This window comes from Pseudomonas migulae, assembly GCF_043225285.1.
In the GTDB taxonomy this organism is placed as follows: Bacteria; Pseudomonadota; Gammaproteobacteria; order Pseudomonadales; family Pseudomonadaceae; genus Aquipseudomonas; species Aquipseudomonas migulae_C.
This window is the reverse complement of sequence record NZ_CP171224.1, coordinates 1,535,289-1,557,085: the sequence shown is the minus strand read 5'-3', so window position 1 is coordinate 1,557,085 and position 21,797 is coordinate 1,535,289. Positions and strand designations below refer to the sequence as shown.

Sequence of the window (21,797 nt, the reverse complement as noted above, 5' to 3'; positions counted from 1 at the left end):
TTTTTCGCATTAACCGTTAACGCAAGCGCTCGCTGAGCCAGGTGCCGATGTCGCGAATCTCCTCGGGTAACACTTCGTGACCCATTGGGTATTCCTGCCATGTCACGGTGACACCATGGCGCTTCAAATACTCGTAGGCGGTGCGCCCCATCGAGTTCTGCACCACCTCATCGTACTGGCCGTGCAGCGACAGCACCGGAATGCGCTGCTGACTGGCGGAAAGCTCCAGTTCGTCGCTGAAGGTCGGTGCATAAGTAGACAGGGCAATCACGCCACCCAGCGGGCCTTGCCATTTCAGGAATGCGCTGTGGTACACCACGGCGCCGCCCTGGGAAAAGCCTGCAAGAAAAATCCGCGAAGCGTCTATTCCAGCAGCTCGCTGAACGTCGATCAGATTGATGATCCGGTTCGACGACTCTTCCAGCTGCTCGCGGTTGATCGCGCGAGCCGGACTCATGGCCAATATGTCGTACCAGCTCGGCATCTCGTAGCCACCATTGATGGTGACGGCGCAGGTCGGTGCCTGCGGGAGCACGAAGCGGGTGGTCAGCAGGCTTTCCTGCAGTGCTTCAGCCACTGGCAGGAAGTCATAACGGTCGGCACCCAGGCCGTGCAGCCAGATAACACAGGCATCTGCCGGCTTGACGGGTTCCAGAATGAGGGGCTCGGTCATGGCTGCTCCAATTGTGTGCGCGCGCTCTGATTGAGTGCGAGGTTCGAGTGCGCGCCAGGTTGATCCGTTAATAAGATGTCGCAAGGCTACAAGTTTTGCTATTGACCTGTCGCTTAAACGCTTCCGCGCGCTGTCTGGTACGGGCTTTGCTATGCAAACACCTGTACGAAAAATCCCACGCCTGTCGGTAACACTATCAGGCCATTGTTCCTGGTGGGATAGCAAAAAATCCGGTGATGGATGTTCGCCAGTGGCCGTTACGGGCTTCGCGAACGTGAAAGGGCTACAGCCCGTTCGGCCGATTGGTGAGAAGTGAGTTGTCCATTATGTGGATTTTCTCCTACTAGACTCATAGCGCAGGTCCTACGTCGGTTGACCCTAAAAAAAGCCAACACGGGTCGACTACGCCTCATAAGGGTGCGACAGGACTCAAGCTCCGACACAACAAGAGCAAAACTGGAGGTTTGAATGAAGATGTTGAAATCCACCCTGGCCATCGTGTCTGCAGCCGCAGTACTCGGTGTCAGCGGGTTCGCTCAGGCGGGTGCAACCCTGGATGCAGTGCAGAAGAAAGGTTTCGTACAGTGCGGCGTCAGCGATGGCCTGCCTGGTTTCTCGGTTCCGGACTCCACTGGCAAGATCGTCGGTATCGATGCTGACTACTGCCGCGCTGTGGCCGCTGCCGTATTCGGCGACGCGACCAAGGTCAAGTTCAGTCAGTTGAACGCCAAAGAGCGCTTCACCGCGCTGCAGTCTGGCGAAATCGACATCCTGTCGCGCAACACCACCATGACCAGCTCCCGCGATTCGGGCATGGGTCTGAAATTCCCTGGCTTCATCACTTACTACGACGGCATCGGCTTCCTGGTAAACAACAAGCTGGGCGTTAAAAGTGCCAAGGAACTGGACGGTGCAACCATCTGCATCCAGGCCGGTACCACCACCGAGCTGAACGTTTCCGACTACTTCCGCGGTAACAACCTGAAGTACACCCCGATCACGTTCGACACCTCCGACGAAAGCGCCAAGTCGCTGGAATCCGGTCGTTGCGACGTACTGACTTCCGACAAGTCCCAGCTGTTCGCACAGCGCAGCAAGCTGGCTTCGCCGAAAGACTACGTGGTTCTGCCGGAAACCATTTCCAAGGAACCACTGGGCCCGGTCGTACGTAATGGCGACGACGAGTGGCTGGCCATCGTGCGCTGGACTGGCTACGCCATGCTCAACGCTGAAGAAGCCGGCATCACTTCGAAAAACGTCGAAGCTGAAGCCAAAGGCACCAAGAACCCGGACGTCGCTCGTCTGCTGGGTACCGACGGTGAATACGGCAAAGACCTGAAAGTGAAGAAAGACTGGGTCGTGCAGATCGTCAAGCAGGTCGGCAACTACGGTGAAGTGTTCGAGAAAAACCTCGGCAAGAGCACTCCGCTGGAAATCGACCGCGGGCTGAACGCCTTGTGGAACGCTGGCGGCATTCAATACGCACCACCAGTGCGCTGATGGTTCTATCACCCGGTGGGCCAACCGCCGGGTGATGTTCTGTTCCATTACATCCGGGGCACTTCATGCAAAATTCAATCGGCGCACCAAAGCAGAGGCTCAGCCTCAGCGATCCCAAAGTGCGTGCGTGGCTATTTCAGATCATCACCGTTGTGGCGGTGGTCGCGATGGGCTGGTACCTGTTCGACAACACGCAGACCAACCTTCAACACCGGGGCATTACCTCCGGTTTCGACTTTCTGGAGCGCAGTGCCGGTTTCGGCATCGCTCAACACCTGATCGACTACACCGAATCGGACAGCTATGCCCGGGTGTTTGTCATCGGCCTGCTCAACACGCTGCTGGTGACCTTCATCGGCGTGATCCTGGCGACGATCCTCGGGTTCATCGTCGGCGTTTCACGGCTGTCGAAGAACTGGATCATCAACAAGCTGGCGACTGTCTATGTGGAAGTTTTCCGCAACATTCCGCCGCTGCTGCAAATCCTGTTCTGGTACTTCGCGGTGTTCCTGACCATGCCTGGGCCGCGCGCCAGCCATAACTTCGGTGACACCTTCTTCGTCAGCAGCCGTGGCCTGAATATGCCGGCCGCGTTGGTGGCGGACGGTTTCTGGCCGTTCGTGGTCAGCGTCGTTGTGGCCATCGTCGCCATCGTGCTGATGAGCCGCTGGGCCAACAAACGCTTCGAAGCGACCGGTGTGCCGTTCCATAAATTCTGGGTCGGCCTGGCGCTGTTCCTGGTGATCCCGGCGCTCTGTGCCTTGATCTTCGGTGCGCCTGTGCACTGGGAAATGCCCAAGCTGCAAGGCTTCAACTTCGTCGGTGGCTGGGTGCTGATCCCGGAACTGCTGGCGCTGACCCTGGCCCTGACCGTGTACACCGCGGCGTTCATCGCCGAGATCGTGCGTTCGGGCATCAAGTCGGTCAGCCACGGCCAGACCGAAGCGGCGCACTCCCTGGGCCTGCGCAACGGTCCGACCCTGCGCAAGGTGATCATCCCGCAAGCCCTGCGCGTGATCATTCCACCGCTGACCAGCCAATACCTGAACCTGGCGAAAAACTCCTCGCTGGCGGCCGGTATCGGTTACCCGGAAATGGTCTCGTTGTTTGCCGGTACGGTGCTGAACCAGACCGGGCAGGCGATCGAAGTCATTGCCATCACCATGAGCGTGTACCTGGCGATCAGCATCAGCATTTCCCTGCTGATGAACTGGTACAACAAGCGCATTGCGCTGATCGAGCGGTAAGGAAAAGCGCATGAGTACTCATACTTTCAAACCCGACATGCCCCCACCGAGCAGCAGCATCGGAGTGGTGGCGTGGATGCGCGCGAACATGTTCTCCAGCTGGCTCAACACCCTGTTGACCCTGTTCGCGTTCTACCTGATTTACCTGGTGGTTCCACCGATCCTGCAATGGACCATCATCGACGCCAACTGGGTCGGCACCACCCGCGCCGACTGCACCAAGGAGGGCGCCTGCTGGGTGTTCATCCAGCAGCGTATCGGCCAGTTCATGTACGGCTACTACCCGCCGGAACTGCGCTGGCGCGTGGACCTGACTGTGTGGCTGGCGGTCATCGGCGTGGCCCCGCTGTTCATCTCGCGCTTTCCGCGTAAAGCGGTGTACGGCCTGAGCTTCCTGGTGTTGTACCCGATCGTTTCCTGGTGCCTGTTGCACGGCGGTGTTTTCGGCCTGACCCAAGTGGCGACCAGTCAATGGGGCGGCCTGATGCTGACCCTGGTGATCGCCACGGTCGGTATCGCCGGCGCGTTGCCGCTGGGGATCGTCCTGGCGCTGGGCCGTCGTTCGAACATGCCGGCGATTCGAGTGGTCTGCGTGACCTTCATCGAATTCTGGCGCGGCGTGCCGTTGATCACGGTGCTGTTCATGTCCTCGGTGATGCTGCCGCTGTTCCTGCCTGAAGGCATGAACTTCGACAAGCTGCTGCGGGCACTGATCGGCGTGATCCTGTTCCAGTCGGCCTACGTCGCCGAAGTGGTGCGCGGTGGTCTGCAGGCGATTCCCAAGGGTCAGTACGAAGCGGCCGCCGCGATGGGCCTCGGTTACTGGCGCAGCATGGGCCTGGTGATTCTGCCGCAAGCCCTGAAGCTGGTAATCCCGGGCATCGTCAACACCTTCATTGCGCTGTTCAAGGACACGAGCCTGGTGATCATCATCGGCCTGTTCGACTTGCTCAACAGCGTCAAACAAGCCGCCGCCGACCCGAAATGGCTGGGCATGGCCACTGAAGGCTATGTGTTCGCGGCCCTGGTGTTCTGGATTTTCTGTTTTGGTATGTCGCGCTATTCCATGCATTTGGAACGCAAGCTCGACACTGGCCACAAGCGTTAGGAGTTTTGTAATGAGCGAAGCAATCAAACAGCCTGTGAGCCCTGATGGCATTATTCAGATGCAGGGCGTGAACAAGTGGTACGGCCAGTTCCACGTGTTGAAAGACATCAACCTGAACGTTAAACAGGGCGAGCGTATCGTTCTGTGCGGCCCGTCGGGTTCCGGCAAGTCCACCACCATTCGTTGCCTCAACCGCCTGGAAGAACACCAGCAGGGCCGCATCGTGGTCGATGGCGTGGAACTGACCAACGACCTCAAGCAGATCGAAGCGATTCGTCGTGAAGTCGGCATGGTGTTCCAGCACTTCAACCTGTTCCCGCACCTGACCATCCTGCAGAACTGCACGCTGGCGCCGATGTGGGTGCGCAAGATGCCCAAGCGCAAGGCCGAAGAAATCGCCATGCACTACCTGGAACGCGTACGCATTCCGGAGCAGGCGCACAAGTACCCGGGGCAACTGTCCGGCGGTCAGCAACAGCGTGTGGCGATTGCCCGCGCGTTGTGCATGAAACCGAAAATCATGCTGTTCGACGAACCGACCTCGGCGCTCGATCCGGAGATGGTGAAGGAAGTACTCGACACCATGATCGGCCTCGCCGAAGACGGCATGACCATGCTCTGCGTGACCCACGAAATGGGCTTCGCCCGCACCGTGGCCAACCGCGTGATCTTCATGGACAAGGGCGAAATCGTCGAACAGGCCGCGCCGAACGACTTCTTCGACAACCCGCAGAACGAACGCACCAAACTGTTCCTGAGCCAGATCCTGCATTGATCGACCCTCGGCAGTGAAATAAACCCGGACCTGTTCCGGGTTTATTTTTGCCCGCAGAAACCTGTGGCATACACAAATGGCACACCGAACGCGAAATTGTAGGAGCCAGCTTGCTGGCGATAGCGGCGTGTCATTCAACGCAGATGCCGGCTGATCCACCGCTATCGCCGGCAAGCCGCCCGCAGCAAGCCGGCTCCTACAGGGTTTGTGTAATGCGAAAAATGCTGCGCCGGGCGCGAAATTGTAGGAGCCGGCTTGCTGGCGATATCGGCGTGTCATTCAACGCAGATGCCGGCTGATCCACCGCTATCGTCGGAACGCCGCCCGCAGCAAGCCGGCTCCTACAAGGTTTGTGTGATGCAAAAAATGCTGCGCCGGGCGCGAAATTGTAGGAGCCGGCTTGCTGGCGATAGCGGCGTGTCATTCAACGCAGATGCCGGCTGATCCACCGCCATCGCCGGCAAGCCGGCTCCTACAAGGTTTGTGTGATGCAAAAAAATGCTGCGCCGGGCGCGAAATTGTAGGAGCCAGCTTGCTGGCGATAGCGGCGTGTCATTCAACGCAGATGCCGGCTGATCCACCGCCATCGCCGGCAAGCCGGCTCCTACGAGGTTTGTGTGATGCAAAAAAATGCTGCGCCGGGCGCGAAATTGTAGGAGCCGGCTTGCCGGCGATAGCGGCGTGTCATTCAACACAGATGCCGGCTGATCCACCGCTATCGCTAGCAAGCCAGCTCCTACAGAAACGAGTGAACCGTTGCCCTATCCGACATAGCTGACTACCATGTCAAAAAATTCATCCTATGATTGGATGAAAGGGCGAATCCTATGTCAGAAATTTCTCCGTTGATTAAGCGATCCCTGGTCGATCAGGCCCTGGATCAATTGCGCCTGCGCATCAACCAAGGCACATGGCAGGTGGGTCAACGCCTGCCGACCGAGCCCGAGCTGTCTGCCGAGCTCGGCATCAGCCGCAACACCGTGCGCGAAGCCATGCGCGTATTGGCGTTTTCCGGCCTGATCGAAATCCGCCAGGGCGACGGCAGTTACCTGCGGGCCCTGGTCGATCCGCTGGACACCCTCAAAGTGCTGTCGCGCTGCTCACTGGAGCAGGCGCGGGAGACGCGGCACATTCTTGAAGTCGAAGCCATCGGCCTGGCCGCGTTGCGCCGCACCGACGAGGACCTGCTCGCCTTGCGCGAAGCGCTCAACGTCAGCGGCAGTCACTACCACGGTGATCTCGACACCTACATCGCCTGCGACCTGGTGTTCCACCGTCGCCTGGTGGACGCCGCGCATAACCCGACCCTCAGCGAGCTGTATCGCTATTTCTCCAGTGTCGTCGGCGCTCAGTTGCGTCATTGCCTGAACATCACCCCACGCCGCCAGGAAGTGTTCGACCTGCACATCGAACTGCTCGACGCCGTCGAGCAACGCGACCCGGAACGGGCCAAAGCTTTATCGAGGCAACTGATCAATGAACCTTGAAACCGAAAACACCCTGTCTCCTTCCAAGCGCTCCGCCGAGCTGCAAGAACTGCTGATCGACGCCGAGGCCGACGACGAACAGGTCCAGCAAACCCACCCGATCCTGCGTCGCCCGTGGCTGCTGTTGCTCGGTCTGATTCTGGTCGCGTTGAACCTGCGGCCGGCGCTGTCGAGCATGGCGCCGATGCTCAGCGAAGTGTCGAAAAGTCTCGGCCTGTCGGCGGCGCAAGCCGGTTTGCTGACCACATTGCCCGTGCTGTGCCTGGGTCTGTTTGCCCCACTGGCACCGATTCTGGCCCGGCGTTTCGGCGCCGAACGCGTGGTATTGGGCATCCTCCTGACGCTGGCGGGCGGGATCATTCTGCGCAGTTCATTCGGCGAAATCGGCCTGTTTGCCGGCAGCGTGCTGGCAGGCGCGAGCATCGGCGTGATCGGTGTGCTCTTGCCGGGCATCGTCAAGCGTGACTTCGCCAAACACGCCGGCACCATGACCGGCGTCTACACCATGGCCCTCTGCCTGGGGGCCGCGATGGCCGCGGGCGCGACGGTGCCCCTGAGCGAACATTTCGACAAAAGCTGGACCCTGGGCCTCGGTTTCTGGGTGATTCCCGCGCTGGTAGCGGCGATGTTCTGGTTGCCACAGGTCGGCCAGAAACACGGTGCACACAACGTCGCCTACCGGGTTCGCGGGCTGTTGCGCGATCCTCTGGCCTGGCAAGTGACCTTGTACATGGGCCTGCAATCGTCCCTGGCGTACATCGTGTTCGGCTGGTTGCCGTCGATCCTAATCGGTCGCGGTTTGACGCCAACCCAGGCCGGTCTGGTGCTCTCGGGTTCGGTGATCGTCCAACTGGCCAGCTCACTGGCGGCACCATGGCTGGCCACCCGCGGCAAGGATCAGCGGCTGGCGATCGTGATCGTCATGGTGATGACCCTCGGCGGTCTGTTCGGTTGCCTGTACGCACCGATCGAAGGCCTGTGGGGCTGGGCAATCCTGCTCGGTCTGGGGCAGGGCGGCACGTTCAGTCTGGCGTTGACGCTGATTGTCTTGCGATCGCGGGACGCGCACGTCGCGGCCAACCTGTCGAGCATGGCCCAGGGTTTCGGTTACACCCTGGCGTCGATGGGGCCGTTCGCGGTCGGTATCGTGCATGACTGGACCGGTGGCTGGACCGCCGTGGGCTGGATCTTCGGCGTGATCGGCCTCGGTGCAATCATTGCCGGCCTCGGCGCCGGGCGTTCGCAGTACGTGCAGGTGGTCAGCGAAAAGGTCTGAACTATAAATACACAACGTCCAGCGTCGCCGAACCGTCGAGTCGCACATCGGAGCTCAGGTCCAGCTCGGACGTGGGCGCGATGACCGTTTCAACCGTGACCCGGCTCGTCAGGTTCTGGATGGCAATCGGGCCGGCGGTGCTGCCGACCACATCAACGAACCCCAGGTAGCTTCTGGAGGCAACCGGTATGGAACGGCTATTCGATGAACTCCATGCCCGGCCGTCGGTGGTGGAGTCGGTCCGATAGACCTGCGACCAGGCGTCCACGGTGGTGCTGGCCGGATCGAAGTGCAGCGAATACACGCCGATTTTATTGCCACTGTTGTCGACATTCAGGCCGTAGTAAATCTGGCTGTTGACCAGTGCTGAACCTTCGCGGTTATCGCGCATGAGCAAGCCAAATCGTACGGGTGCGTCGCACTGGATCGTCAGGTCCAGTGTCTTGTCAGGCAGCTGTGTGCGCCGGTCGACGTTCAGGTCCTGGTGAGAAACTTTTCGGTATTCGACGAGGCCATTGTTAGACAGGCTCGGCGTGCATGCTTCAGGGGTGATGTTGCCTTTGACGCTCAGGTCCACTGCCGATGCAGCGAGTGCGCTGTGGGTGGCGCCGGCCAGTAAAGCGGCCAAGAGTGCTGTGAAGTAATCATTCATTGGGGAAAATCCTTTTCATGGGGTGGGTGGTTCTGGCACCGGAACCAGTCTTTGTCCAAGGTCTGGCCCTGAGCAAATTCGGTCGGTGTTACAGGTGCTCGATCTGAAGGGGGGCGCTACCACTCGAGCGATTCAGCGGCAGGACCCCGCTCGAGCCGATGCGATTGTCGATGCCCAGCAGTGCCATCGCGGTGGGAGCATCGCAGTTGACCGACAGCGTCACCGTACGATCTTCCAGCGGAGTAGCGGTGTTTTGATTCAAGTCTTTTGCCGAGATCTTGCCGTAGTGGACAATGCCACTGTCGGACAAGCTCGGTGTGCAAGAACTCGGTGTGATGAACCCCGTGACGGTCAGTTCAGTGCTCGAAGCCGCCAGTGCAAAAGGTGCAAGGCTGATCAATGCTGTGGTGGTCAGTGCTGCCAGATAACTTTTCATTTTTTGATGCTCATTTATTGATGTAGTGATTCTGCCTGTCCGAACTTGGCCGCCCGCGACTTTGAACGCTGCGGGCGGTTCAGCATCAGTGCGTTACAGGTACTTCACTTCGATTGTCACAGAGCCGTCGATGAGGACTTCATCGGTCAAGGTCAGGTTGTTGGTGGCGGCGATGAACGGTTCGATCTCCAGATCCATCGCTACGTTTGTTGCGGCAATCGGGAGTGCAATACCGGGTGCACTCACTGCTGTGAGGTATCCCTTGTAAATCTTGTTGTTGAAAAACCAGTCTTCCTCCCCATATTTTTTCAGAATTACATTTGTGGGCTGTCCATCTGCCAGAACGGTGAGGGCGTTGACATAGAAACCGCCCAGTGTTTCTCCCGCGTCAGTCCGTCCTAAACCGTAGGTGTCTTCCCAAAGCGCAGTGCCGTCCTGGTTGTCTAAGCCGTCAAGTGCGAAAAATGTCGCTGCATCACAGGTCACGGTGAATTGGATAGGTTGCTTTGGCAGGCGCGTAAATTGGTTCGGGTTCGGGTTGAGATCCTTTACCGGGATCTTTCCAAGGTCGACCTTGCCATCACCGGAAAAGCTGGGCATGCAAGCACTCGGCGTGATGAAGCCGGTGACGGTCAATTCAGTGCTCGAAGCCGCCAGTGCAAAAGGCGCAACGCTGAGCAATGCTGTGGCGGTCAGTGCTGCCAGATAATTTTTCATTTTTGGATACTTCATTAATGTGCCAGGAGGTTCTGTCAGTCGATAATGAACCGCCCGCGCGCTTGAACGCGAACGGTTCAGCGTCAGGGTGTTACAGGTACATCACGTCGATCGTCACCGAGCCGTCGATGGTGACTTCGTCGGTCAGGGTCAGGCTGTTTGTGGGGGCGATGAACGGTGCGATATCCAGGTCCATGACGACTTCTGTCGCGGCAAGCGGGGCTGGAGTCCCGGATGCACTGACCGAGGTAATGGCTCCTGTCATGATCCAACCGCCGGCCTGCCAGTTCGGCTCCTCCTTGTCATACGACATAATGGCAACTGCAGGTTGTGCGTCTGCCTGAGCACTTTCGATGCTGACCCAGAATTCGCCGACCTTTTCTCCCGCATCAGTCAGTCCCAAACCGAAGCCGGATGGGTCGTAGAACGAAGTGCCAGCTTTATTGTCGGTTGGGTCAAGTGCGAACTTCGTATCCGCATCACATTTCACGGTGAATTGCATGGCTTGTGTTGGCAGGCGCGTATATCGATCCGGGTCCGGGTTGAGATCCTTTACCGGGATTTTGCCAAGATCGATATTTCCATTACCGGACAAAAACGGCGTACAAGCACTCGGCGTGATGAAACCCGTGACGGTCAGTTCAGTGCTCGAAGCCGCCAGTGCAAACGGCGCAAAGCTGATCAGTGCGGTGGCGGAGAGTGCTGCAAAGTACTTTTTCATTTTTTTACTCACTTCCAGGGTTGTGACCTGACTGCCCCGGGGTACACGCAAGCACCCGGATTCGTCAGAGTCGCGTTGGGTGTTACAGGTAAATGATCTCGATCGTCCCTGCGCCATCCAGCTCGATGGCGCTGCTCAAATCCAGGTTGTCGGTGGGAGCGATGACCGCCTCGACGGTCACGGTGGTGCTGAGGTTCTGGATCAGCACCGGGCCCGCGTTGCTGCCGGCGATGTCGGTAAAGGCCAGATAGCTGTTCTTGCCGATGGGGATCGGGCTGCTGCTGGACATGCTCCAGGCCGCGCCGGCGGTGGTGGAGTCGGTTCGATAGAGGCGGCCGAAGCTGTCGGCACTGGCGTCGGCCGGGTCGATGTTCAGCGAGTACAGGCCGATCTTGTTGTTGCGACTGTCCGTGCCGAGGCCGTAGTAAATGTCGCTGTTCACCGTCGCCGTGCCTGCGCGGTTGTCATGCATGACCAGGGAAAACGACGCAGGGGCATCGCAGCCGACGCTCAACATCAACGTCTTGGGCGGCAGGCGTGTGCTCTTGTCTGTGTTGAGGTCGCTTTTCGACAGCGTGCCGAAGTTGACCACGCCGCTATTGGAAAGCACCGGCTCGCAAGCCGCCGGGGCCAAACGGGCGCGCAAGATCGCCTCTTTGGTGCGCCCGGCAGCGACGGCATCGAACACGCCGGACGCCTCCCAGGTCACGGTGTCGCGCAACTGCATCCCCTGGTCTTTAACCCACGCGGTCAGCTCGAGTTGCACCGTGAAATTACGCCCTTGCACTGGCACGCCGGCCTGCACCGGAACCACCCCGTGTTCCGGGCGCCAGATCAGGCTCGCACCCGTTTCGGCGGGCGACTGACCGACACCGGTAATCAACCCGATATCCACCGATTGGCCATCCAGCATCGCATCGCGAATGCGCATCTGATAGCTGCCGCGTTCGGCGAAGTGAAAGCGCTCTGCCGTCGCGGCCATGGCCCGGTAAAACAGGCTCATGTCGATGGGCTGGGAGCAACTCACGCTCAGACGGGTGTGGCGTTCGCCGAGGTTTCGTTCCGGCGCGAGATCGGGGCGTACTGCCCGATTCATCAGGCCGTAATCGAGAACCGGCTGGCTCAGGTTGAACTGGCAATCGTCGGGCAGCGCCCAGGCGAGAGGCGCGAATCCGCTCAAGGTCAGTGGTGCCAGCGTCAGCAGCAAAATACGGGACAGGTTCATGCAGTCATCCTCAGAGGGCTCGGCACTTGGCGGGTGCGGTTTCGTAGTAGGCGTTGGTGTCGGCTTCGTCCGGCAGTTCGAATTGCAGCTCGCAGCGCTCCATCCCCGGTGCGCTGACCCACAGTGCGCGACGGTCGAGAACGTTGGGCAGGAACACCAGGCCGCCGTCCTGCACCAGAGTGATGAACTCGCCATCCTCGTTGTTCACGGAGGCACCGCGTGGCAGCGGCGCACCGTTGGCGGTGGTGGCCTTGAGCAACGCACGACGGGTCAGGCTGACGCCGAACTCGACCCGGTCGACGGCACCGCGCCCGGCGGAAATCACTGCCAGGCCGTTGCTGATATCGGCGTTGCGCGGCAGGGTTTTGGTGTCGACCTCCACCGGGCTGCGACCGTAAGCCGTCACCTGCGGAATCACTGCCTGACCTTGCCAGTCGGTCCAGACCGGACCGCTGGGCGTCGACACTTTGATCGCACCCATGTCGCCCACCGACAGCAGGGCAAAGGTGTCGCGCACCGGGTAAGGCGACAGCGTCAGGCCACCGCCGTGCAACACGGCACCGCCGCGAGCGCTGCCTTGATAACTGGAGCGCTCGGCGTCGTCGCGGGTGTAGTTCAGGTTCAGTTGGGTGTAACGCGGCAACAGTGAAACGCCGGCGCTGGACTGCACTTCTTTATCGCGGGTGTTGTGCTCGACGCCGACCCGGTAAGCCAGTTGATCATTGATCTGCTCGCTCAAACCTGCGCCACTGCGGTATTCGCCAGCGGAACTGCGCACCCAGGTGCGTGCCCGACGGTTTTCACCCAAGGGAATGCTGAGGTTGAGGAAGACACTGTCATCGTTGTGGTCGGCACCGCTGACCTGCCATTCGGCGGTCGCCGAGATCGACACACCGCCGATGTTGGTGCCCCATGAAGCCAGGGCGCGGCTGCTGCTTTGGCCGTCGAACGAGCTGGAGCGGCTGAAGCCACTGCCGAACGCGCCGAGCCACGGATGCGACCAGGACAAGGACGCGCTCTGTTGGTCGCGGTAGCGCGACTGGCTATCGTCCTCAGTGTTGTTGAATACGGCGTCTTCCAGCTCCCGATAACCCAGGGTCCGGTAGGAGCTCCCGGCATTCAGCGACCAGCTGTCGCTCAGGCGGTGCGAGACGTTCAAGTCCGCCTGCAGGCCCTGATTGGCTCGCCTGCCACCGGCATCAGCAGCGGTGAGCGTGGTTTGAACCTGCGTTTCGGGTGAAGGCAACAGACCCACACCGGCACCCGCCGCGCGATAGTCGGCGGCACCGGTCAGGCCGGTGCTGAGCAGCACTTGCGGGTGGATCGAACCACTCCAGCCGCCGCTGATCACCCACGGATCTTCACCCTGTTCCGCGCCGGTACTGCGCACCTTGCCGGCCGCCAGCGAATAGCCGGGCGCGGGCAGACCGATGCCGAGCATGGCGGCGGGCACGGTGAATGTACGCTCGCTGCCATCGGCTTCCTTGACGGTGACTTCTACGTCGGAGCGGGTGTTGAGACGGCGCACATCGGTAAGCGCAAACGGCCCGGCGGGCACCACCGTGGAATGGATCAACGAACCATTCTGCCGGACCTCGACCTGCGCCTGGCTGTTGGCAATCCCTTCGATGACCGAGCCCTGGCCTTCGACCTGCAGTGCCTGTTCATTCAGCACTTGCACGCCGGTGATTTGCGCGCCGGCCAGCACCGGGTTGTACATGTTGATCTGACCGGCCTGCAACACCGCTTCGTGACTGGCGAAGGTGCGCTGAGCGTAGGCCGCGACATGCGTAGTGCGCGAAATGTCGTCCTGCCAGGTCTGTACCTGTCGGCTACGCACGATCCAGTCACCGGCGTTGAAGCCCAGTTCCGTGTTAGCCGAGGCGTAGCGGCTGATACTGTCGCCGGAACGGCTTTGCAAACCGGTGACGTCGTAATTGATCAAGCCGGCAACGCCGCCGGTTTGAAAACCGGACACATCCCGCTCGGTCGCCCGTATCGCGTCGGTGGGCACGATCAGCGACACCGCCAGATTCGCCGGATCCGGGTCGACGATGGTCTGCGGCGCGCTGCCGAGAAAATCGTGACAGCGGCCGTCGTCCAGCATCTGATCGGGCACGTTCAGGTTGGCCGCATCAAGCAGGGCGCGATCGAAGCACAACGCACCATCGTCATTGAACGTAACGTCCACGCGTCCCTGGCGCTGGCCGTTCACGCTGAGTGTCACCGGGTGTTTTCCCGCGGTGAAACGCGACGCCTGCATCAACAACGTTGCCAGTGCCGGATCGATGCCGCGTTGCATCAGTGTGTTTTTGTCGAACGACGCTGACGACGATGCACTGGCCTGGGCGTCGAGCACCATCAGCGCATGGGTCAGCAGCAACACCATCGGCGCCCGCCGAATCATCTGGAAGCGGGTGCAGGCTCGAATCGCGGGCACGGCTTTGCCGTCACGGTAAATCAATACTGTGTTCATTGGGTTCACTTGGTTTATGTCGGCGTGTTGATCGTTTTGCTGTGCTCAGCCACGCCTGTGGCAACGGCTTGATGGCCGTCACCTTGAAACTTCAGCGCGCACTATTCCTTTATGGCGCTTTCAGGGTTGATTTCAGGATTTGATCGGCGCCTCGTAGTGCGGCACCGCAAAGCCGTAGACCGTGGCCGGTTGGAAACGCACTTGGGTCGCCGCTCCTTCAGGCACCTTGACACTGATCTGTTCACCGGGCAGCACGTAGGTTTTCGGTAACATCGCGTTGATCGCCGCAGGCAACAGATGCAGTTCCTGGCCGAGACGGACCACGTAAGGCGTGTCGTTGCGCACGGTCAGTTGACCGTCCTTGAGCGACCATTGCAGGTCGGTCCACGGCGTGCGGTTCGGCGCCAGGCCCTTGGGGTGCAGAATCACTGGCAGGTTCTGGCGGACCGTCACGCCGACCCGCGCATGCCCGGGTTCGACCTCGGATTTGCCTTCAGGAATGCCTTCGAAAATCACCCGCTTCAGGCGCTGGGTCAGCAAGGGTTTGTCTGTTTGCAGGATGAAGCGCACAAGCTGGGTTTTCGTGGCGTCGACGCGGGCCAGCGGCGGGGTCACGAACACCAGGGACTCCTTGTCTTCGGCAATGTCTTCGATGGTGACGTGCATCAAGGCCGTCTTGGCATCGGTGTTGGTCACGGAAACCGAGGCTTCGCCGTCGGCTTCGTTGATGATGACCACGGAGGTGTCGGGGACCATGCCGTCGGCGAGGACACGACCGCAGAGCAGGAGGGCCAGGGTGCCGAGGCAGAGGCTCAGGCTTCGGGCGCGGTTGGGGAAGTTCATGGGTGAATCCTTTTGAGAGTGCAGGTGAGGGCGGCAGCCGTTCCGGTTGTTGTCGGAATTTCTGCCGTTCCTCGGATTGGCGGTGCCTTACAGGTAACGCACGGTCAGGGTTACCGAGCCGTCGATGGGGACTTCGTTGCTCAAGTCCAGCCCGCTGGTTGGGGCGATAAATGCCTGAACCAGTAACTCAGCGTTGTACAACTCAATGGGTATCGGCAAAAAAGTGCCGGGTTTGGCTACAGACATCATGTTGGTGCCTGTCAGGAAATAGACGGCGGTCCATTTCGAGCCATTCCTCGGCGAGGTTATGGTTCTGGAAGGAACGCCGTCGGCGGACGGTGACGGCACACGCATTTGCAGGGCACCTAATTTTTCGCTGCCGTTAATCAGCCCCAGGCCAAAAGAGCCCGGCGAAAATTCCGAGCCTTCGCGGTTGTCCTTTGCTTCCAGCGCCATCAGAGTCGGTGCATGACACATGACGGTTAACTGCAGGGATTTTTCCTCCAGTTCGGTGTAGCGATCCGAATCAGCGTTCAGATCCTTGACCGGAATTTTGCCGTAGTGCACGTTCCCGCCATTCGACAGAGCAGGATCACAAGCACTCGGAGTAATGAACCCGGTAACAGTCAGTTCGGTGCTGGACGCAGCAAAAACGCTTGCACTGGTGGCGAGTAATATCGCGCCGACCAGGGTGTTGAGTGGCTTGTTCATGGTGTAAATCCTGAATAGAGATCTGGAAAAAAGCGCACTCACCAATACTCGAGCTGCAACGTGACGTGCCCGTCGATGGGCAGCTCGTCAAGCACGGTCAGGTCGTTGGTGGGTGCAATGAAGGTGAAGGCACGCAGGCGGGCGCTGAGATTGCGCATGGCAACGGGGAAATGCGGAGGGCCGCCCTGTGTAGCAAAGGCCGTCATGCCGGCATGACCCAAATAGGAAGAAACCATCCAGGTGCCACCACCGTCGCGAGACAGGATGGTCTGCACCGGCTTGCTGTCTGCCAGCGGGTCGAACAACCGGAACGACACGCTGCCCAGTTTTTCGGTGTCGTTGACCAGCCCCAGGCCGTGGAAGGCCGGATTGATCGCCGAGGAACCTTCGCGATTATCGAGCGTGGTCAGGGTGAAATACGTAGTGCCTTCACAGTGAACCTCAAGCTGCATTTCTCCGGTTTGCAGTCGGGTGGGTTGCGTCGGATTCTGATTGAGATCCCGGACCGTCACTTTGCCATGTCCAACGACACCTCCGTTCGACAAGACGGGGTCACAGGCGCTGGGTGTGATGGTTCCGGTAACACTCAATTCGGTGTTGCTGGCGGCGATGGCCGCGGGTGCGGAAGTGATTAAAAGGGTGGTCAAAAGAGTACGGGAGCATCGTTCCATGATGGGTCGTCCTTTTAGCAATGGGACAACGCTGGGTATCCGGCGTTGTAATTCCCGAGTTTTTGAGTTCCGCCAACTTCGGCCAAGCCATACATGGATGCATCCGTGGCAGACGCTGCCTGGTTATCAATGCCGCGCAATGCGGAAGACAGCGGGAGCATCGCACTTCACGCTCAATTGCAGTCTGCTGTCGGGTAGAGGCGTTTCCTTGTCTTGAAAAAGATCTTTGGCGGAAATTTTGCCGAGATCAACGAGGCCATCGCTGGGCAGGCTCGGCGTGCACGCGACTGGAGTAATAAGGCCAGTAACGGTCAGTTCAGTACTGGACGCCGCCAAAACGTACGACGCGCCGGTCAGCAACAGCGCGGCAGTCAGCAGGGATAAACGCGTGTTCATGTGTTGGCTCTTCCTTGATGAAAGATTGTTGGGGGTTGGCCGGTTCGGACAGGGCGCAATCTAACGGTCGAGCTCACGGGGTGAAATGCAACTAATACGAAAATGACCGGACGGTCTGATGAAAAGTGCTGCGGGCTGAAAATTGTCCGTGGGCAGCGCATTGGCAGCACTTGTCGTTCGGCAAATTTTTAATATGAGAGGGCAACGCCTGTATCCGGCGATGCCCTTTTCGGGGTCGGATTACAGGTACTGGATTTCGAGCGTGGCGGAGCCATCCAGCTCAACTTCGTCGGTCAGGGTCAGGCTGTCCGCGCGTGCAATGAGAGTATGAATTTTGACCTCTACCGCGACGTCTTGAAGGGGCTCCGGCGACCAATCACCACTGTTCTGGGTACCGAACGCAAGCCACCAGTTTCGAGGCTTGAGGTAGCCTTCTGTGTACTCTACCCACGAGTCTCCCTCGTCCGGTGACATGATTGTTGTCACTGGGACACTGGCGACCGGATTAACAAAATCCAGGTAGTAAGTGCCTAACTTCTGATTTCCGTTGATTAGGCCCAGGCCGAAGGCACCGCTACCGCCACCGCTAGCGGTGTTCGGTCGGTTGTCGATGGTATGAATTGCAAACTCTGTCGATGCGCTGCAGTTCACTGACAGTTGGATGGTTTCAGGATCAAGGTTGGTAGGCTGATCCAGATTCAGATCCTTCGCTGAAATTTTCCCGTAGTGAACATTACCGCCGTTGGTCAACGCAGGCGTACAGGCCGCTGGCGTGATGAAGCCTGTAACAGTCAGTTCAGTACTGGATGCCGCGAAGACTGACGATGCACCGGTGAGCAACAGTGCGGCAGTCAGCAGGGATAAACGTTTGTTCATGTGATGGTCTTCCTTGATGAGAAAGTGTTGTTTGCCCGGTATAGGCAGGGCGCAATCTAACGCTCGAAGGAGCGAGGGGAAATGCAACTAATACGAAAGTGAATGGCGCGATATATGAAGGGTGTCGATGACTGACAACATACCGCGGAGCGATATCTACTCCGCCGGCTTGGCGGTTTTACAAGTAGATCAATTCGAAGGTTGCGGAGCCGTCGATGGGGGTTTTTTCGGTGACTGGCAAATCGCGGGTCTGATAGATCAGCGTGCTCAGTTCGAGGGGCAGGATCAGCTCTTTAATGGGAGTCGGCGCAGTGTCACTGCCCGTGTAAGTACCGAATGCGGACAGCGTGTCGGGCTTCAAAAGTTCAAATGGTTCGACTGGTAGCCAGCTGTCGCCGTTGTTTACCGAATACAAACGCCCAATTGGAACGCCGTCCGCCAGAGGCGGGGTCGGTACAGACAGAAAGTAGGCTCCGATGGGAATGTCGGGGGCAAACATCGTGAGCCCGAAGCCATTGTACGCACTGTACGGTTGACCCTCAGGTCGATTGTCGCGAGGCATCAGGGCGTATTTGGTTTTCTCTTCACAGGTTATCGTCATCTGTAGCGTGACAGGGGGAAGCCAGGTCGGTTTGCCGGGGTCGAGCTGTGTCAGCGGGACATCGCCGTAATCGACGATGCCGTTAGCGCTCAGGTTGGGTTCGCAGGCGCCCGGGGTAATGAACCCGGTGACTGTCAGTTCCGTATCGCTGGCGGCCAGCGCCGATGGAGCGCCGATAATCAGCCAGACAGCCGCCATGGCTGAGAGGCGAGCGTTGATCTTCATTGATTGTTCCTTTGCTAAGTCGTTGGGCTGCGCCAAACCCGGCAGCACCTGGTTTTGTGGTGTGCTTTTTTACGAGTCGGACAGAGCGGCAGTGACTTTATCGAAGACCCTGTTCAGCGCAAATGCAACTAATACGAAATCGCATGGTTTGATGAGCGCAACAACAAAAACCAGTGGAAAACTTGTTCTGGTAATGATTTCGGTAGTCTATCGGTGTGGTACTTGTAGTTTCGAAATGTAGGGCGGTTCTTGTTATTTCATAGGATAAATTACAGCGCCCTGAATACATTGAGTCCGGCATTTTTACACCCGAAACTGCACGTTGTGGCCGGCACCGGACGGCGCTATTTTTCGCCTACTCCAGCCACCAGACAAGATAAATCCGACAATGCGCGTAATAATCGCTGACGATCATCCTGTAGTCCGTATTGGACTGCGGATGCTTGTAGACCTGAATCAGGCGTGTGTGATCGTGGGTGAAGCCGATGGCCCGGACAGTCTGTTGAGACTGCTGTGCACCACGCCCTGTGACCTATTGATAACGGACTTTTCCATGCCGGGCGACTTGCAGGCCGACGGTCTGAAAATGCTCAGCCGGGTGCGCCGTTGCTACCCGTCGATGAAGATCATTCTGGTGACGATGTTTGCCAACATCACGGCGCTGAGAATGGCTTTCGAAGAAGGTGTGATGGCGATCCTCGACAAAGGCGCGTCGGCGATGGAATTGCCGATGGCGATCAAGTCGGTGAATGAAGGGCGGCGATTTGTCAGTGAGTCGTTGCGTGCATCTTTGCTTCAAGCCGACGCAAGGGCCCAGTCAAGTTCCTCTTCTCTCTCAGCAAAAGAACACGAGGTTGTAAGAATGCTTGCCAGCGGCATGACCGTCAGTGAAATTGCCGGTCACTTCAAGCGCAGTGTTTCGACCATCAGCAAACAAAGAAAATGGCGATGCATCGGCTGGGCCTTTCTACGGACGTCGATCTTTTTTCCTATGCCCGTGAAAGCGGGATGGTTCATTAGTGTGCAATTCAGTTGTTTAACGGCTGAGCTTTCCATCAACTATCAAGTCCAGGTTGAAACAGCTCTGCCCTAAGTTGCAGCTTCAACTCGTTTAATCCTGTGGAAAACACAAGTCCCACTATTTTCATGGTGAATGACCATGGTTTTTCCCGTCTTCGCAGCTTATCGTGCTGGCCTATTGATGATATTCCCGGAGCCTGCCCATGAGTGACGCCCACAACGCACTGATCACCCGCTTCTACGAGGCTTTCCAGCGCCTCGATGTCGAAGCGATGGCCGCCTGTTACACCGACGACGTGGTGTTCAGCGATCCGGCGTTCGGCGAGCTGCGCGGTCGTGATGCCGGTGACATGTGGCGCATGCTCACCACCCGCGCCAAGGACTTCTCCCTGACATTCGATAACGTGCGCAGCGATGAACGCACCGGCGGCGCGCATTGGGTGGCGACGTACCTGTTCAGCCAGACCGGCAACACGGTGGTCAATGACATCCAGGCGCGCTTCGTTTTTCGCGACGGCAAGATCTGCGAGCATCACGACAGCTTCGATCTGTGGACCTGGTCGCGCCAGGCGCTGGGTTTCAAGGGGCTGCTGCTGGGCTGGACGCCGTTGGTGAGAAACGCCGTTCGCGCTCAGGCGTTGAAGGGGCTGAAGGCATTTCAAGGCGGGCGCTGATAAGATCGCGGCTTGTTTCCTACAAGCCTTGATCGTCACGTGACCAGCCCCAGCGAAAATCCCGTCGGCACCGAAACTCCGGTGAGCAAACCCTGGTTCGTCTACCTCGTTCGTGCGGCCAACGGTTCGCTCTACTGCGGGATCAGCGATGACCCTGTGCGCCGTTTCGCCAAACACCAAAGCGGCAAAGGCGCACGTTTCTTCCTCTCCAGCCCGGCCATGGCGCTGGTCTACACCGAAGCCTGTCGCGACAAAAGCGAAGCATTGCGCCAGGAACGCCTGATCAAAAAACTCCGGAAGAGCGCCAAGGAATGCCTGGTCGCAAGTGCTGCGACGGGCTTATCAACCTGACTGATAAGCCCCCATCAGGCAGACCTGTAGGCCGCCCAGGCATTGCGCGTTAAGCTGCGGATTCCTACTTCCGTGCGGCGGAGCCGAGCATGTCCGAGTTGATTCTCCATCATTACCCGACGTCCCCTTTCGCCGAGAAGGCTCGCCTGCTGCTGGGCTTCAAGGGGCTGTCCTGGCGCTCGGTGAAAATCTCGCCGGTGATGCCGAAACCTGATCTGACCGCGTTGACCGGCGGCTACCGCAGGACGCCGGTGCTGCAGATCGGCGCGGATATCTATTGCGACACTTCGTTGATCGCCCGTCGTCTGGAGCAGGAAAAAGCCTTGCCGGCGTTCTTCCCGGAAGGCCAGGAAATGATCGCTGCAACGTTCGCCGCGTGGGCGGATTCGGTGGTGTTCCAGCATGCCGTAAGCCTGGTGTTTCAACCGGAGTCGGTGGCAGTGCGTTTCGGCCATTTGCCGCCCGAGGCGATCAAGGCCTTTCTGGCTGATCGCGCCAAATTGTTCAGTGGCGGCAGTGCCACGAAGCTGTCGTCCGAGCAGGCGCGGCATCAATGGCCGACGATCATGTCGCGTCTGGAGCAACAGCTTGAGCGCGAGCAGGGCGACTTCCTGTTTGGCGAACCGTCGATTGCCGATTTTGCCCTCGCTCATTCCCTGTGGTTTCTCAAGGCGACGCCGGTGACGGCACCGCTGGTCGATGCTTACCCGGCGGTTGCTGCGTGGCATGCGCGAGTCCTGGGTTTTGGACATGGTGCGTCCAGCGAAATGACGTCCGAGGAAGCACTTGAAGTGGCGCGTACTTCAGCGCCGGCCGCATTGCCGGATGAGCAGTTTGATGAACCGAATGGGTTTGAGGTGGGGCAGCAGGTGGTCATCGCCGCGACGGATTACGGGGTTGATCCGGTGGCTGGGGAGTTGTTGTTTACGGGGCTTGAAGAATTGATCGTGCGTCGTGAGGATGAGCGTGGCGGCGTGGTGCATGTGCACTTTCCGCGGTTCGGGTTTCGGATCGAAAAACAGTAACCACTCACCACATACGCGGACCTGTAGGAGCCAGCTTGCTGGCGATAGCGGAGTGTCTGACAACACGTTGTCGACTGTCCCACCGCTATCGCCGGCAAGCCGGCTCCTACA

22 protein-coding genes and 1 pseudogene are annotated in these 21,797 nt (G+C 59.0%); 10 read left to right on the top strand and 13 right to left on the bottom strand.

The window, feature by feature from the left end:
- Positions 1-16 precede the first annotated feature (16 nt).
- Positions 17-673 (bottom strand): alpha/beta hydrolase, encoded by a 657-nt coding sequence (locus ACF6ZU_RS07185; RefSeq protein ID WP_392891136.1) that lies wholly within the window; start codon positions 671-673, stop codon positions 17-19.
- A gap of 468 nt (positions 674-1,141) precedes the next feature.
- Between ACF6ZU_RS07185 and ACF6ZU_RS07180 the strand changes: the two genes are divergently transcribed.
- The 6 genes from ACF6ZU_RS07180 to ACF6ZU_RS07155 all read left to right on the top strand — a co-directional run bounded on the left by ACF6ZU_RS07180 (position 1,142) and on the right by ACF6ZU_RS07155 (position 8,066).
- Positions 1,142-2,173: an amino acid ABC transporter substrate-binding protein gene (locus ACF6ZU_RS07180; RefSeq protein WP_392891135.1), complete on the top strand. Its 1,032-nt coding sequence runs from the start codon at positions 1,142-1,144 to the stop codon at positions 2,171-2,173.
- A 65-nt stretch (positions 2,174-2,238) separates the two neighbouring features.
- Positions 2,239-3,420, top strand: coding sequence for an amino acid ABC transporter permease (locus tag ACF6ZU_RS07175; protein ID WP_392891134.1), 1,182 nt, complete (start codon positions 2,239-2,241; stop codon positions 3,418-3,420).
- 10 nt (positions 3,421-3,430) lie between these two features.
- Positions 3,431-4,528 (top strand): amino acid ABC transporter permease, encoded by a 1,098-nt coding sequence (locus ACF6ZU_RS07170; protein WP_392891133.1) that lies wholly within the window; start codon positions 3,431-3,433, stop codon positions 4,526-4,528.
- A gap of 10 nt (positions 4,529-4,538) precedes the next feature.
- Positions 4,539-5,303 (top strand): amino acid ABC transporter ATP-binding protein, encoded by a 765-nt coding sequence (locus tag ACF6ZU_RS07165; protein ID WP_392891132.1) that lies wholly within the window; start codon positions 4,539-4,541, stop codon positions 5,301-5,303.
- An 827-nt stretch (positions 5,304-6,130) separates the two neighbouring features.
- On the top strand, positions 6,131-6,790 hold the full coding sequence (locus ACF6ZU_RS07160) for a FadR/GntR family transcriptional regulator (protein WP_392891131.1): 660 nt from the start codon (positions 6,131-6,133) through the stop codon (positions 6,788-6,790).
- Positions 6,780-8,066 (top strand): CynX/NimT family MFS transporter, encoded by a 1,287-nt coding sequence (locus tag ACF6ZU_RS07155; RefSeq protein WP_392891130.1) that lies wholly within the window; start codon positions 6,780-6,782, stop codon positions 8,064-8,066. The genes ACF6ZU_RS07160 and ACF6ZU_RS07155 overlap by 11 nt, the downstream gene beginning before the upstream one ends.
- Before the next feature lies 1 nt (position 8,067).
- Here ACF6ZU_RS07155 and ACF6ZU_RS07150 read toward each other — a convergent pair whose 3' ends face one another.
- From ACF6ZU_RS07150 to ACF6ZU_RS07095, 12 genes are all read right to left on the bottom strand, one after another.
- The gene (locus ACF6ZU_RS07150) at positions 8,068-8,718 is read right to left on the bottom strand and encodes a DUF1120 domain-containing protein (RefSeq protein ID WP_392891129.1); all 651 of its coding nucleotides are present in this window, start codon (positions 8,716-8,718) and stop codon (positions 8,068-8,070) included.
- Between the two features lie 88 nt (positions 8,719-8,806).
- Positions 8,807-9,154, bottom strand: a complete 348-nt coding sequence (locus ACF6ZU_RS07145; protein ID WP_392891128.1) for a DUF1120 domain-containing protein — start codon at positions 9,152-9,154, stop codon at positions 8,807-8,809.
- 93 nt (positions 9,155-9,247) lie between these two features.
- A complete protein-coding gene (locus tag ACF6ZU_RS07140; RefSeq protein WP_392891127.1) occupies positions 9,248-9,871 on the bottom strand; it encodes a DUF1120 domain-containing protein in 624 nt (207 codons plus the stop codon).
- Between the two features lie 91 nt (positions 9,872-9,962).
- Positions 9,963-10,592, bottom strand: a complete 630-nt coding sequence (locus ACF6ZU_RS07135) for a DUF1120 domain-containing protein (protein ID WP_392891126.1) — start codon at positions 10,590-10,592, stop codon at positions 9,963-9,965.
- Between the two features lie 82 nt (positions 10,593-10,674).
- Positions 10,675-11,817, bottom strand: coding sequence for a DUF1120 domain-containing protein (locus ACF6ZU_RS07130; RefSeq protein WP_392891125.1), 1,143 nt, complete (start codon positions 11,815-11,817; stop codon positions 10,675-10,677).
- 10 nt (positions 11,818-11,827) lie between these two features.
- Positions 11,828-14,293, bottom strand: a complete 2,466-nt coding sequence (locus tag ACF6ZU_RS07125; RefSeq protein ID WP_392891124.1) for a fimbria/pilus outer membrane usher protein — start codon at positions 14,291-14,293, stop codon at positions 11,828-11,830.
- A 132-nt stretch (positions 14,294-14,425) separates the two neighbouring features.
- Positions 14,426-15,136 (bottom strand): fimbria/pilus chaperone family protein, encoded by a 711-nt coding sequence (locus ACF6ZU_RS07120; protein ID WP_392891123.1) that lies wholly within the window; start codon positions 15,134-15,136, stop codon positions 14,426-14,428.
- An 87-nt stretch (positions 15,137-15,223) separates the two neighbouring features.
- The gene (locus tag ACF6ZU_RS07115) at positions 15,224-15,847 is read right to left on the bottom strand and encodes a DUF1120 domain-containing protein (protein ID WP_392891122.1); all 624 of its coding nucleotides are present in this window, start codon (positions 15,845-15,847) and stop codon (positions 15,224-15,226) included.
- A 38-nt stretch (positions 15,848-15,885) separates the two neighbouring features.
- On the bottom strand, positions 15,886-16,518 hold the full coding sequence (locus ACF6ZU_RS07110) for a DUF1120 domain-containing protein (RefSeq protein WP_392891121.1): 633 nt from the start codon (positions 16,516-16,518) through the stop codon (positions 15,886-15,888).
- Positions 16,519-16,644: 126 nt separating this feature from the next.
- On the bottom strand, positions 16,645-16,914 hold the full coding sequence (locus ACF6ZU_RS07105; RefSeq protein ID WP_392891120.1) for a DUF1120 domain-containing protein: 270 nt from the start codon (positions 16,912-16,914) through the stop codon (positions 16,645-16,647).
- Between the two features lie 240 nt (positions 16,915-17,154).
- Entirely contained in the window at positions 17,155-17,790 is a 636-nt protein-coding gene (locus ACF6ZU_RS07100) for a DUF1120 domain-containing protein (protein WP_392891119.1), read from the bottom strand.
- Positions 17,791-17,968: 178 nt separating this feature from the next.
- Positions 17,969-18,616, bottom strand: a complete 648-nt coding sequence (locus tag ACF6ZU_RS07095; protein WP_392891118.1) for a DUF1120 domain-containing protein — start codon at positions 18,614-18,616, stop codon at positions 17,969-17,971.
- Positions 18,617-19,004: 388 nt separating this feature from the next.
- On the opposite strand from ACF6ZU_RS07095, the pseudogene ACF6ZU_RS07090 reads away from it, so the two are divergent.
- From ACF6ZU_RS07090 to ACF6ZU_RS07075, 4 genes and pseudogenes are all read left to right on the top strand, one after another.
- A pseudogene (locus tag ACF6ZU_RS07090) lies at positions 19,005-19,636 on the top strand (response regulator).
- 203 nt (positions 19,637-19,839) lie between these two features.
- The gene (locus ACF6ZU_RS07085) at positions 19,840-20,310 is read left to right on the top strand and encodes a nuclear transport factor 2 family protein (protein WP_392891117.1); all 471 of its coding nucleotides are present in this window, start codon (positions 19,840-19,842) and stop codon (positions 20,308-20,310) included.
- A 39-nt stretch (positions 20,311-20,349) separates the two neighbouring features.
- Entirely contained in the window at positions 20,350-20,661 is a 312-nt protein-coding gene (locus ACF6ZU_RS07080) for a GIY-YIG nuclease family protein (RefSeq protein ID WP_392891116.1), read from the top strand.
- Between the two features lie 89 nt (positions 20,662-20,750).
- Positions 20,751-21,686: a glutathione S-transferase family protein gene (locus ACF6ZU_RS07075; RefSeq protein ID WP_392891115.1), complete on the top strand. Its 936-nt coding sequence runs from the start codon at positions 20,751-20,753 to the stop codon at positions 21,684-21,686.
- The last annotated feature ends 111 nt before the right edge of the window (positions 21,687-21,797 follow it).